Origin of the sequence: Paenibacillus sp. NPDC058898, from assembly GCF_049316025.1 — a bacterium.
Lineage (GTDB): Bacteria > Bacillota > Bacilli > Paenibacillales > Paenibacillaceae > Paenibacillus_AQ.
The window spans coordinates 13,198-24,653 of sequence record NZ_JBMOSM010000014.1 but is presented as its reverse complement, the minus strand read 5'-3'; the positions used below and the strand labels follow the sequence as shown (position 1 = coordinate 24,653).

Below are 11,456 nucleotides of genomic sequence, written 5' to 3'. Positions count from 1 at the left end.
TTTCATCCTTTCCTTCACAGACATGGCCCCTTCCCGGGCCGATGATAACACTCCATTATTTAATCCCGGCCATATTGTGGTTCTGCACAAAATATTTCTCGGCAAACAGGAATACCAGCAGAATCGGAACGAGACTGACCAATGCGGCCGCGATCATAAGCTGTTCATTGCCGGTCCATTGGCCTGATAAGGAGAGAATGCCGATGGGCAGCGTATACTTCTCATTCGAGGTCAAATAAATGACAGGCGTCAAAATCTCGTTCCACTTGCCCATGAATGTAAAGATCGCCAGCGTCGCCAGCGTAGGCCTGGCCATCGGAATAAAGATCCGCAGATAAATCTGGAACGGATTGCAGCCCTCCATCTTGGCCGCCTCCTCGTACTCCTTAGGTATATTCATAAAAGCCTGCCGCATGAGGAAAATGCCAAACGGCTGAGCCAACCATTCGATAATCCACAGCGGCGTGAGCGTATCCAGCATGTTCAACTTATTAAAAATGATGAAATGCGGGATGATGATGACCACCGCCGGAATCATCATCGTTCCCAGCACCATCACAAACAGCGCACTTTTTAGCGGAAAGCGCAGCCTTGCGAACGCATAACCGACCATCGAGCAGGAGATCAGGGCGCCGACGACGGACAATACGGCTACGAAGATGCTGTTTAACGTGTAGCCGCCAATATTCCCAAGCTGAAACACCTGCGCGTAGTTAGACCATTGGAATACCTCGGGAATCCAGCGGGGCGGAACGGTTGTATATTCCTTGTAGGTTTTCAATGAATTCATGAGCGCCGACAGAAACGGCACGATCATGATGAGCGAGCTGATCCCGATCAGCACGTAACCGATGCTTTTTCCCAGCAGCTTTCTTCTCATGTGAGGTTCCTCCTTCCTCCGATGCGGTTCCACATCTGCAGTTCCATCTTGACTGCTTGATCAGTCATAGTGCACCCACTTCTTCTGACCCCTGAGCTGTATCAGCGTCAACAGGAAGAGGATCATGAACAGCACCCAGGCAATGGCGGAAGCATACCCCATCCTCATAAACGTGAACCCTTCACGATATAAATACAGCATCATGACCAGACTGGAGTTATTCGGGCCTCCCGCCGAGCTGATGTCGCCTCTGCCGGTTAGTACATAAATCTGTTCAAATGCCTGGAAGGTTGAAATCGTGCTCATAATGACCACCAGGAACGTGGTCGGCGAGATCAACGGAACCGTAATGTAGCGGAATTTGCGCAGAGCTCCTGCGCCGTCGATCTCCGCGGCTTCATACAGATCCCCGGGAACGCTCTGCAGACCCGCCAGATAAATGACCATAATATAGCCGATCCCTTTCCAGACCGCGATGAAGACAAGCAGCGGAATGGCCAGCTTCGGATCCTGCAGCCAGCCTTGCCCTTCCAGCCCCAGCTTGGCAAGCAGCGTGTTCGCCAGACCGAAGCGAGGGTTGAATATGGCGTCGGCGACGTACAGGATGACGGTCCATGAGGAGATCACCGGAATAAAATGGGCCATTCGAAACCATTTAAGCCCTTTCAAACGCTGGTTTAGCGCGACAGCCAGTACTAAAGCGAGAAAAGTCTGGAGCGGTACGAACAGAACCGCAAAATACAAGGTGTTCCACAGAGAACGCCAGAACATCGAATCCTCGGCCATGCGCCGGAAATTATCCAGTCCGCTCCACTCGGGCGGATTCAGCATATCGTAATCGGAAAAGCTGAAGTACAGGGATGCGGCGAGAGGACCTGCCACAAAGATGATAAAGTGGAGAAAATAGGGGGAGGCCATGAGCAGCCCCCATCTCCCCTCATGATCCCATTTCCGTTTTCGGGCGGGCTTTCCGTGCGGCATCGGATCGGCTTTGAGTGCTGCATTGTCGTTTAATGTATTGCCCATTTCACTCCCGCCTTTCTTCCACCCTTGTTTTATTTTTTATAAAAATCATCGAGAATCGATTGAACGGCAGCATCCGCTTCGCTGAGCGCTTGATCGATAGTTGCATCCCCAAGGAAGGCACGCTCCGCATGTTCGTTGAATTTGCCTACCCATTCTTCCCAGACCGCGTTATTGTCGAGTGTCTGTGCGAACTCCAGGCTATCCAGGAAGGCCTGGCGGTTAGCCGGCTGCTCTCCCGCCTTGAGGAACACTTCGGATTCCGCTACGGATTTTTTGACGGGCACGGCTTCACCCAGTTCAGTCCACTGCTTCTGCACATCGTCTTCCGTAGCCCAGTATTTAATCCACTCCCAGGCAGCCTCGGCTTTCTCGTCGCTCGACTTCTGATTAATCACCCATGAGTTGGCGATGACCGGGGACACTCGCTTGCCATCAGGTCCCTTCGGCAGCAGCGTCACATCGTAATTCAGGCCGGCTTCATTCGCTGCCTGCACCCGGGCATAGATGCCGATCCGCATGGCTGCAGATCCGCTTGGGAACACGGCGGTATTGCTCTGGAAGCTCTTCAGGTCGACCGGATCCGTAATGATGCCGCGCTGCATGCCGTCGACCATCCATTCGAACGCATGCTTATTCTCCGGCGAATTGATGATGGAGTTCTCCGCTTTCTCGTCAAGGACACCGCCGCCGTAGGATTTCATCACGGAGAACCAGCCTTCGGTAATGCTGAAGAACGTCAGCCCGAACTGATTCACGCTTGCAGCGTCAAACCCGCTGTCCTCGGCGGTTTTTCCACCGGCATCCACCGTCAGCTTGGCTGCCGACGATTTCAGGTCGTCCCAGGTCCATTCATCCGAAGGATACGTTACGCCTGCTTTATCAAACAGCTCCTTGTTGTAAAACAGCACGCCGACCTGAATGCCCTGCGGCACGCCCCAATAGCGCCCGTCCGCGTCCTTATTAAAATCGAGGCCGTAGTACTCGTCGGCTTTCAGGTCTCTTGCGATCCAATCCGTCAGATCCTTGGCGGCGCCCCGCTGGGCGTATTTCATGACGTAGACGCCGTCGGACAGCCATACGTCCGGCGCTTGGCCGGCCGCGATTTGCGTATCCAGCTTCTGATAGAACTGCCCGTATGGCGCGCTTTGCGTCTTCACCTTAATGTTCGGATGCTGTTTTTCGAACTGCTCGATCAGCTCCTTCATCTTCGTATCGGAGCTGTCGCTGGAATAATACCCGAGCAGGATTTCTACCTTTTTCCCTTCATCGCCTCCGGTACCGGGTGTGGCAGTACCGCCCTTTCCTTCATCAGCATTGCTGCAACCGCTTACTATAACGGTTATCAGCAATAAGGCCGTTAACCAGCTGTAAAGCCCTTTTCTCTTTTTCACAAATCCTCGCCCCCTATTGTTTGAAATGGATTAATGCGATTGTAGTTGATAACGACCAAATGCGCCCATGTGCTTTCTTAGCCCACTTGTGATTTCTTGCTGCGGCATCATGGTTTTTTATTTACAACTTGTGTTTTTTTGCTACAATGTTCCTTAAATTCCCTACTTCAATGCGGAAGGCGGAAGAGCGATGAACATCCAAGGCGTTTCCACCGGTAATCTGACCATTAACCAACGTTTGTTCGTTCTGATCATCCTATTCATTGGCCTCCCCTTCTTTCTGCTTGGCAGCTTCTGGTACCAGTCGTCTACCGAAGCGATTGAACAGTTTGCCGCAGGCGCTAACAGGCGTATCATCGAGCAAACCAACGTCTCACTGGATTCGTACATTTCCAATCTGGAGAACTCCACCTATCCCTTTATCCACAACCCGCAGATCCAGCAATTTCTCTCGACCACCCAGCTTACCCCCTATGCGTACTTTCAGCTTGCCAAAAAAGTCGAGGACGACTTGTTTGCCCAGATGATCTATGGCCGGTCCGATATTATCGGAATTTCGCTCGTCGCCGAGAACAAGAGACAAATCACCGATTATGAAAGCGCGCCGGGGCTGCTCGATATGAGTGAAATCCGCAAACGCAACCGTTCCTTTCAAGCGCAGCTGGATCAATTCAACGATTTTCAAATCATCGGCCTCAGCCGGGTAGGAAACACGCCAGCCCTTACCGTGGCCCGGAAGCTCTATGACAATTCTTCCTTTCTCTATAAAGGCTTATTGATTGTCGATCTCAATCTGAAGCAAATCGGAGCCATCTGCTCTAATGATTCGCTGGGCGGCTTTGACGTCTGGATCATGGGCACGGATGGGCAGATGATCTACCACCCGGATCCGAGTCGGGTCGGAACCCAAGTCGAACCGGGGCTGTTAACGCATATTCAAAACCGGGACTCCTCCTTCTTCCGGCATCAAGACGCAGCTTCCAGCACCGAAAAGATGGTCCTGCATGAACGCTCGCAGATCACTGGCTGGACGGTCGTCGCCGACCTGCCGCTGAACAATCTCATCGGCGGTTTAATCACCCAGCGTAATTACTCGCTTGCGGCCGCAGCCATTCTCTTGATCATTGCATTGGCGCTTGTAGGCGGATTCTCCTTGTCCTTGACGAGAGCGCTATCCATGCTCCAGAAGTTGATGGCCCGCGTCGAGCGGGGTGATTTTGTGCTTCCTACCAAAATGAACCGGTTCCGCAACAATGAAATGACCGCCGTATTCCAGAGCTTTTACAGCATGACGGGAGAGCTGAAGCGGCTGATTCGGGAGGTCCAGGATTCCCAACTGAAGGAGCGGGAGCTCTTGATCAAGCAGAAGGAATCCGAGCTCCGCTCCATGCAGTCCCACATCAACCCGCATTTTTTGTACAATTCACTGGAGATTATTAATTCATATGCCATTGCGGACGATCATATGGAGATCAGTCGCATGACGCGGGCGCTGGCCCATATGTTCCGTTACAATATCGGCCATGCCGGGTCTGTCGTGCCGCTGCGGGAGGAAATGACGCATGTCCAGTATTATCTCGATCTTCAAAGCGCCCGTTTCCGCAGACTCCAGATTGATATGGATGTGAACGAACGGGACCTGGATCGCGTAAATGCCGTCAGGCTGACGCTGCAGCCGATCGTAGAGAATGTGTTCATACACGGATACCGAGGTAAGAAGCCAAGCTACCTCGGGATAAGCACCCGTGCGGAGGCGGGCTATTTTGCCATCATGATCCGTGACAAGGGGGTTGGCATGGCAGCGGAAACGCTGTGGCAGATCAGGCGAATTCTGCAAACCCGGGAGAAGCCAGGTGAAGGCATGCTGCGAAACGGCGGGGAGGAACCCACGAGCGGCATCGGGCTCTTAAACGTGCATCAAAGACTTCAGCTTACCTTCGGTGACGAGTATGGCCTGCATCTTGTGGAGTCCGTGCCCTTGGAAGGCACGATATTTGAGATTAGACTGCCGTATAGGACTAGCGAGGAGGGACACCATGTACCGATTAATGATGATTGATGACGAATACGCCATTCATTTGAGTTTGCGAAAGCTTGTTGAGAGGTCCGGTCTTCAAATTGTGGTCACCGGCGAAGCCGAAGACGGGGTTGAAGCCCTGCAGATGCTAGAGAACAGTCGGCCCGATATTATCGTGACCGACATTTGCATGCCTGAAATGGATGGACTGGAATTTATCCGCTGTGTCCGGGAATCCCATCCACAGATGCATTTTATTATCCTCTCAGGCCACGACAACTTCGAATTTGCACGTCAGGCCCTGCGCTATGGCGCATCGGATTTCCTGCTGAAGCCCATCGACCCGGCGCAGTTCCATACAACACTGGAACGTGCCTGCAGGGAGCTGGATAACCGGAAAGCGCGATTCTCCCGGCAGACGGAATGGACGCTTGCGCAGCAGCGCCATAAAGCCAGGCTCGCCCAGCTGCTGTATTCTGCCGATGAGCAGGGAGCACTGGAACAAATCCGCCAGATCATGGCTCTTTTTGAGACGAGGGGACCCGAAGAGGTGAGCTTATCAAGATATGCTCATATGCTGATGCAGGATCTGCTGGCTGCGCTTGAAGAACGCGGTTTGCTTCTTGCAATGGATATCGGCGAGGATCAATGGCCACAGGACAATCCCATGGCCTGCCGCCATCAAATCGAGGATAAGGTCAAGGAAATGCTGGCGCTGATTAAGGGTTCCCGAAATCTAGGGTCTCGCCACAATATTCAGAAAGCCAAGCGATACATTGAAGAGAATTACGCGATGGAGGATTTGTCCTTACAGGAGGTGGCTGATTCAGTGGGGATGTCGGTGACGTATCTAAGCCGTACCTTCAAGAGCGAAACGAATATGAACTTCGTGAAATACTTGGTGCAGGTTCGCATGGAAAAAGCGAGGGAATTGCTGGCGGAGTCTGAGCTTTCCGCCGAGGAAACGGCCTACCGCGTCGGCTTCTCGGACTATGTCCATTTCAGCAAGACGTTCAAAAAATTTCATGGCCTCACCCCTTCCGCTTACCGAAAGCAGTGCAAGGCCATGAATGGAGGATAGAGTTACCAGACGCTTATTCGGATTGCACACCATTCATCCATACTTTCGCTCTAGCAAGAAGCTGTTCAACGAACGCATTCTTCTCATCGGAATATCGGAGCAAGGTCCGGGTTCCTTGCGAAACGATACGCTGTTTGATCTCACTGTAACGCTCGGCTTCCACGGCATGTGCTCGCAAGTACTCCCGGATGATGGTGTTATGATTCCAAATGTCGCCACGGTATAACACAATGTGAACATTATAGGCATGCCTACCTCTTTTGCGCAGGTATAAACGGCTGGGAATCCCGGCTTCGCCCAAGTCCTCGTAACCCATAGCAGTCAGTTTGGGGATGATTTCATTCGTATGCAACGCGTTCTCCACGCCCACCAGAATATCGATGATGGGTTTAGCCGTCATCCCCGGTACGGATGTACTTCCGAAATGTTCGATGGCGGACGTATAAGGGCCGATCTCCCTGATTAACGTCTGGTGTTCGTCGCTAAACCGATCCGCCCACTGCTTGTCGTAGGACTCCAAATGAATGGCTTCATCAATCGTCATGAAGCTTCCTCCTTCCAATTTGGTGCGCATGTGCTTATGAAGCTGCTTCGAGCCAAAAGTAGCGGGCCCCCATAAAAGAGCATAAGAACTGCTTCAGGTCATGTCATATATGACTCAATCATGCCCTTAATGGTTTCGGCCAGCAAGAGCCAATCTTCTATCGGTTAACGGAGAAGCGAGCCTCAGTATCTCGGCTTTCGGCTGCAGGTGCTAGAGCCTGATTGGCATATCTGTCGGCCTCCGCCTGGAGGGTTTCATCGCTTACCCGCTCCACGTTATAGGTCGCGAAGGCCGGCAAATAACGGACTTTACACCGGTCCAACGTGGCTTGAATCGGGCGCAGCAGCTCACTGACGGTGTACCAATTGTCCCCACCTGCCTGATACTCCTGTTCCGTGCCTGCTGCCGTCGTGGCCAGCATGAATTCTTTGCCCTTCAGGCTGTTGCCCTCCGGCCCGAACGCCCAGCCGAAGGTCAGCACGTCATCGAACCATTTCTTCAGCAGGGGCGGGCAGCTGTACCAGTAAAAAGGGAATTGGAACACCACCCGATCATACTGAAGAAGAAGCTGCTGCTCGCGCTCGATATCGATATTCCAGTCCGGATACTCCTTGTAAAGATCCCGGATATCTACATTTCCATTCGCATACAGCCTGCTGTTCTGCATCAGCACTCGATTAGCACGCGAGTTGTCTAAATTCGGGTGAGCCACAATCACCATAATTTTCATATTCAGGTCTCTCCTGTCTCATTTGGTTTGTTTGACACCCCCATTATGTTTCGGATCGGCTTCGTTGAAAAGTACGCTCTTTTTATGTACTTAGTCGGTTTTAGCGTACCTATTCATCCCATGCATAGTACGATAAAACATACTAAATACGAATAAGAATAGTACTAGGTTTAAACGGAATACTGTGCTACATTACTAACATCACATGAACAAAGACCGATGACACCCTTCCTATGGGAGATGAGAATATGAGAACAAGCGATCATGAACGGCCTAACACCGAAGGCATCCTGACAACGCTGCAATTAATCGGAGGCAAGTGGAAACCGCTGATTTTGTTTATACTGCTGCATGACGGAACCAAACGGTTCGGGGAGCTCCGGCGTCTGCTTCCGGGCGTAACCCAAGGCATGCTCACAAATCAGCTCCGCGAACTGGAACAGGATGGGCTGGTCGTACGCAAGGTATATCAGGAGATTCCGCCCAAAGTAGAGTATTCCATCTCGGAGCACGGAAAGAGCTTGGGCAGCGTTCTGACCGACATGTGCACGTGGGGGTTTGAACATTTGGATTATGTCGAGAAGAACAACGGACAACAAGGTGAAAGTCATGGGAAAAACGCAGGCGGACTGTAAAGTAAGAAGTAAAACCCTTAAGGCTTATGCTGGGCACTGCCCACCTATACGAACGCATGCATTTACTCCCTGCTGTGCACCACGAATCCTAGTCTGCTATATTCCTCAATTTGCAATTGACCTCCATCCCCCTCGCGCACTCTTCGGCCGATCCTACTCAGATCGGCTTCATTTGTTAGGTCCCCTCTAAGCTGGTAGTTCTAACAGGGATCAGTTTTTATAAGACTCCGTTTTAAACCGCTAATCCCTCTCTTCCTATTTTTTGTGTCTGACGCAGATTAAATGTATCGCTCCTCTTGCTTCACTTCATCTATCACTATCTTAGAGCGCCATGTCATAGTTACCGTCGTTTGGAGAACGATTGCAAAAAATCTTATCCAGGTATTTCATATTTATGTCGTTACGATATATATTTATATCGTAACGATATATTGTTGGAGGCGCTCATATGTATGAAATTTTTGTGTTGGGTGAATTGATGACCGGGGATAAACACGGGTATATGCTTCAAGAGATATTAAAAAATGCAGGGGGTCCTTACCGTCAGATTAGTTCCGGAACGTTATATCCCCTGCTCTCCCGGATGGTGGATCACGAGTGGATCCATCTTCGTCTGGACGAATCCAGCGGAGGCAAACGCCCCCGCAAAATCTACGGGATCACCGATTCCGGACGGAAGAAGTTTCTCGAGCTCATGGAGAACCCCCTGGAATACAACATGGATACGGAGCAGATATTCCATTTTAAAATGGTCTATTTCCGGTATGTTCCGAAGAAGGTTCGGCTCGATTGTCTAGAGCAGTATTTGATTTATCTGGAGACCAACCTGAAACATGTGACGGACTTTGAAGCGGAGATCACTTTTTATAAACCTGATCCTGAGAAACAGCGGCTTCAATTGCTGCGGGTACTCGATCACCGAAAGCAGATAGGAATGACGAATATCGAGTGGATCCGGAAAGAAATATCGACTGTTAAATCCGAAGAAGACTAGAGTCCAGATGTTTTCACATTGAGAAATTCGAAATAAGGAGGGATACAGGATGGAACGTTTATGGACGAAACCGTTTATTCAGATGACGGTCGGGATGTTATTTCTGTTTACGGGCTTCTATCTGCTGCTGCCCACGCTTCCGCTGTATATCAAGCATTTAGGCGGCTCCGAATCCCAGGTGGGCTTGGCGGCCGGTGCGTTCACGCTGACGGCGGTCGTCTTTCGCCCGATGGTCGGGGGATTGGTGGACCGATACGGCAGAAGAGCTTTTTACATTTGGGGTCTTATCTTCTTTGTTCTTTCGATGTATCTCTACGATTGGGTTGGCAGCATTCTGCTTCTGCTTGCGCTGCGGATCATGCATGGCGCGAGCTGGGCTTTCTCGACAACCTCCATCGGAACGGTCATTACGGATTTAATCCCAACCTCCCGCCGCGGGGAAGGCATGGGCTGGTACGGTATGGCGATGACGGTTGCGATGGCTATCGGCCCCATGCTAGGTACTTTTATCGTCAGCGGGTATTCGTTTCGGATGTTGTTCCTTGTCGCTACCGGACTCTCTCTGATTGCCTTCATACTGGCCTACATGACCAGAGCCCCTTTTCAAGCCAAACCGTCGGCAGGGCGAATTCAGTTAGTCGAGAAATCCGTTCTCCCTGTCACGGTCGCAATCTTTTTCCTGGCAGTCGCATACGGAGGGATCACGACCTTCCTCCCGCTGTTTGCCGAGTCCATCCGGGTCAATCCGGGAACCTTTTTCCTGGTGTACGCCGTCGCTCTTACCTTGATCAGACCCTTTGCCGGGAAGCTGTCGGACCGTTTCGGCGAAGCGGCTGTCATCATTCCGTCCCTTGTCGTAACGGCGGCGGCTCTGATCGTCTTAAGTATGTCAAACGGATTGACCGGGCTGATTACGGCCGCCATTCTGTACGGTATCGGCTTCGGCTCGGCTCAGCCTGCTCTTCAAGCAGCGACCCTGCGCATTGCTCCGGAGAACCGGAGAGGGGCAGCCAACGCCTCGTTCATGACGGCATTCGATCTCGGCATCGGACTTGGCGCCATTATACTCGGCTTGGTTTCCGAGCGTATCGGCTATACGTATTTGTTCACGGTTACAGCAGCATCGGTAGTCGTTTCCTTAGTCATATTCACGATCTTTGTAAGAAGATTGCTTACGTCTGGCGTTACAGACAAGGAGTGAAGGCTAGCTGATTTACAACAAACACGCCCGCGGCCTTGGACTACCGCTGTCGCATTGGAGCGTTCTTTCACATTGGAGCTTTCTTTCGCATTAGTGCTTTCTTTCGCATTAGTGCTTTCTTTCGCATTGGAGCGTTCTGCCTATCCGAAGCCCTTCTGCCGGGTTGACGGAGCCTTAGAAGCCTCCAAGTCTCAAGTCTCAAGACTCCGCTCCTGCCAGCTTCGTAACCTCTGCGTCCACTTCCGAATAGGCTAACGTATCTGTTGTTAGATTGGAGCGATTGTACGTATGGCGCAATATGTACCCCCGGCAAGTATCCATACCCTTACGCATACGGCACCCGGTCTCGTGATTCATTATCCGCAGGTACACGGCCTCATGGATCCGGAGGCGGAGGCTGCCATCAACCGGGCCATTATTCTTCAAATTCAGGAAATGCAGCGTGAACAGCAGCAGGTTCAGACCGGCACCAACCTGCAAACGACGGGCACCTTTGAGATCAAAACGAACGAGCGCGGCATTCTTAGCCTCGTGCTGACGAACTATACCTACTCCGAACATATGGCGCACGGGTATACGGTGACGAAAGGCCTGACCTTTGCCACGGCCACCGGAAAATCCTATGCCTTATCCGATCTGTTCCGCCCTGGCTCGGGCTATCAAGCCATCTTGGCCGTCGAGGTGAACCGTCAGATCAAGGAACGCGGCATTCCCGTGCTGGAGAACAGTCCGGTTACCGTTTCGCCGAACCAGGACTTCTATCTGGCGGATAAGTCACTGGTCATCTTCTATCCGCTATATGCCATCACCCCATACTATGTCGGCTTTCCGATGTTCCCAATATCGGTGTACGACCTTTTAGGCCTGGCAGCAGAGAACGGATTGTTATCGGATCTTGCCGCGGACGTGGTGTAACGAGCTACACTGCACTGAGATTAGATGTACAAAAAAACAAAC

Annotated in this window: 11 protein-coding genes; 6 read left to right on the top strand and 5 right to left on the bottom strand. The window is 51.6% G+C overall.

Annotation, left to right across the window (positions count from 1 at the left end; genetic code table 11):
• Positions 1 to 55: 55 nt before the first annotated feature.
• From ACOZB4_RS27700 to ACOZB4_RS27690, 3 genes are read right to left on the bottom strand one after another with little or no spacing between them, the layout of a single operon-like run.
• Positions 56 to 880 carry a carbohydrate ABC transporter permease gene (locus ACOZB4_RS27700; RefSeq protein ID WP_076322856.1) on the bottom strand — a complete coding sequence of 275 codons (825 nt, stop codon included), beginning with the start codon at positions 878 to 880 and terminating at the stop codon, positions 56 to 58.
• Positions 881 to 940: 60 nt separating this feature from the next.
• On the bottom strand, positions 941 to 1,906 hold the full coding sequence (locus ACOZB4_RS27695) for a carbohydrate ABC transporter permease (RefSeq protein ID WP_215163803.1): 966 nt from the start codon (positions 1,904 to 1,906) through the stop codon (positions 941 to 943).
• Positions 1,907 to 1,935: 29 nt separating this feature from the next.
• Positions 1,936 to 3,297 carry an ABC transporter substrate-binding protein gene (locus ACOZB4_RS27690; protein WP_379412679.1) on the bottom strand — a complete coding sequence of 454 codons (1,362 nt, stop codon included), beginning with the start codon at positions 3,295 to 3,297 and terminating at the stop codon, positions 1,936 to 1,938.
• 190 nt (positions 3,298 to 3,487) lie between these two features.
• Between ACOZB4_RS27690 and ACOZB4_RS27685 the strand changes: the two genes are divergently transcribed.
• Both ACOZB4_RS27685 and ACOZB4_RS27680 read left to right on the top strand, forming a co-directional pair.
• Positions 3,488 to 5,356: a sensor histidine kinase gene (locus tag ACOZB4_RS27685; protein WP_379412676.1), complete on the top strand. Its 1,869-nt coding sequence runs from the start codon at positions 3,488 to 3,490 to the stop codon at positions 5,354 to 5,356.
• Positions 5,334 to 6,395, top strand: a complete 1,062-nt coding sequence (locus ACOZB4_RS27680) for a response regulator (protein WP_379412673.1) — start codon at positions 5,334 to 5,336, stop codon at positions 6,393 to 6,395. Before ACOZB4_RS27685 ends, ACOZB4_RS27680 begins: the two co-directional genes overlap by 23 nt.
• 13 nt (positions 6,396 to 6,408) lie before the next feature.
• Here the strand turns inward: ACOZB4_RS27680 and ACOZB4_RS27675 are convergent, their stop codons facing one another.
• Together ACOZB4_RS27675 and ACOZB4_RS27670 are read right to left on the bottom strand one after the other, a co-directional pair.
• A complete protein-coding gene (locus tag ACOZB4_RS27675; protein WP_379412670.1) occupies positions 6,409 to 6,939 on the bottom strand; it encodes a GrpB family protein in 531 nt (176 codons plus the stop codon).
• Between the two features lie 157 nt (positions 6,940 to 7,096).
• Positions 7,097 to 7,669: an NAD(P)H-dependent oxidoreductase gene (locus ACOZB4_RS27670; RefSeq protein WP_379412665.1), complete on the bottom strand. Its 573-nt coding sequence runs from the start codon at positions 7,667 to 7,669 to the stop codon at positions 7,097 to 7,099.
• Positions 7,670 to 7,917: 248 nt separating this feature from the next.
• On the opposite strand from ACOZB4_RS27670, the gene ACOZB4_RS27665 reads away from it, so the two are divergent.
• From ACOZB4_RS27665 to ACOZB4_RS27650, 4 genes are all read left to right on the top strand, one after another.
• Positions 7,918 to 8,304, top strand: coding sequence for a winged helix-turn-helix transcriptional regulator (locus ACOZB4_RS27665; RefSeq protein WP_379412662.1), 387 nt, complete (start codon positions 7,918 to 7,920; stop codon positions 8,302 to 8,304).
• A gap of 448 nt (positions 8,305 to 8,752) precedes the next feature.
• A complete protein-coding gene (locus ACOZB4_RS27660; RefSeq protein ID WP_379412659.1) occupies positions 8,753 to 9,298 on the top strand; it encodes a PadR family transcriptional regulator in 546 nt (181 codons plus the stop codon).
• Between the two features lie 49 nt (positions 9,299 to 9,347).
• On the top strand, positions 9,348 to 10,499 hold the full coding sequence (locus ACOZB4_RS27655) for an MFS transporter (RefSeq protein ID WP_379412657.1): 1,152 nt from the start codon (positions 9,348 to 9,350) through the stop codon (positions 10,497 to 10,499).
• A 288-nt stretch (positions 10,500 to 10,787) separates the two neighbouring features.
• Positions 10,788 to 11,414 (top strand): DUF3298 and DUF4163 domain-containing protein, encoded by a 627-nt coding sequence (locus ACOZB4_RS27650; RefSeq protein WP_379412653.1) that lies wholly within the window; start codon positions 10,788 to 10,790, stop codon positions 11,412 to 11,414.
• The last annotated feature ends 42 nt before the right edge of the window (positions 11,415 to 11,456 follow it).

Coding starts and splice junctions, on each gene's coding strand:
- ACOZB4_RS27655 (WP_379412657.1), top strand. CDS start 9,348: ATGGAACGTTTATGGACGAAACCGTTTATTCAGATGACGGTCGGGATG.
- ACOZB4_RS27660 (WP_379412659.1), top strand. CDS start 8,753: ATGTATGAAATTTTTGTGTTGGGTGAATTGATGACCGGGGATAAACAC.
- ACOZB4_RS27695 (WP_215163803.1), bottom strand. CDS start 1,906: ATGGGCAATACATTAAACGACAATGCAGCACTCAAAGCCGATCCGATG.
- ACOZB4_RS27700 (WP_076322856.1), bottom strand. CDS start 880: ATGAGAAGAAAGCTGCTGGGAAAAAGCATCGGTTACGTGCTGATCGGG.
- ACOZB4_RS27675 (WP_379412670.1), bottom strand. CDS start 6,939: ATGACGATTGATGAAGCCATTCATTTGGAGTCCTACGACAAGCAGTGG.
- ACOZB4_RS27670 (WP_379412665.1), bottom strand. CDS start 7,669: ATGAAAATTATGGTGATTGTGGCTCACCCGAATTTAGACAACTCGCGT.
- ACOZB4_RS27685 (WP_379412676.1), top strand. CDS start 3,488: ATGAACATCCAAGGCGTTTCCACCGGTAATCTGACCATTAACCAACGT.
- ACOZB4_RS27665 (WP_379412662.1), top strand. CDS start 7,918: ATGAGAACAAGCGATCATGAACGGCCTAACACCGAAGGCATCCTGACA.
- ACOZB4_RS27650 (WP_379412653.1), top strand. CDS start 10,788: ATGGCGCAATATGTACCCCCGGCAAGTATCCATACCCTTACGCATACG.
- ACOZB4_RS27680 (WP_379412673.1), top strand. CDS start 5,334: ATGTACCGATTAATGATGATTGATGACGAATACGCCATTCATTTGAGT.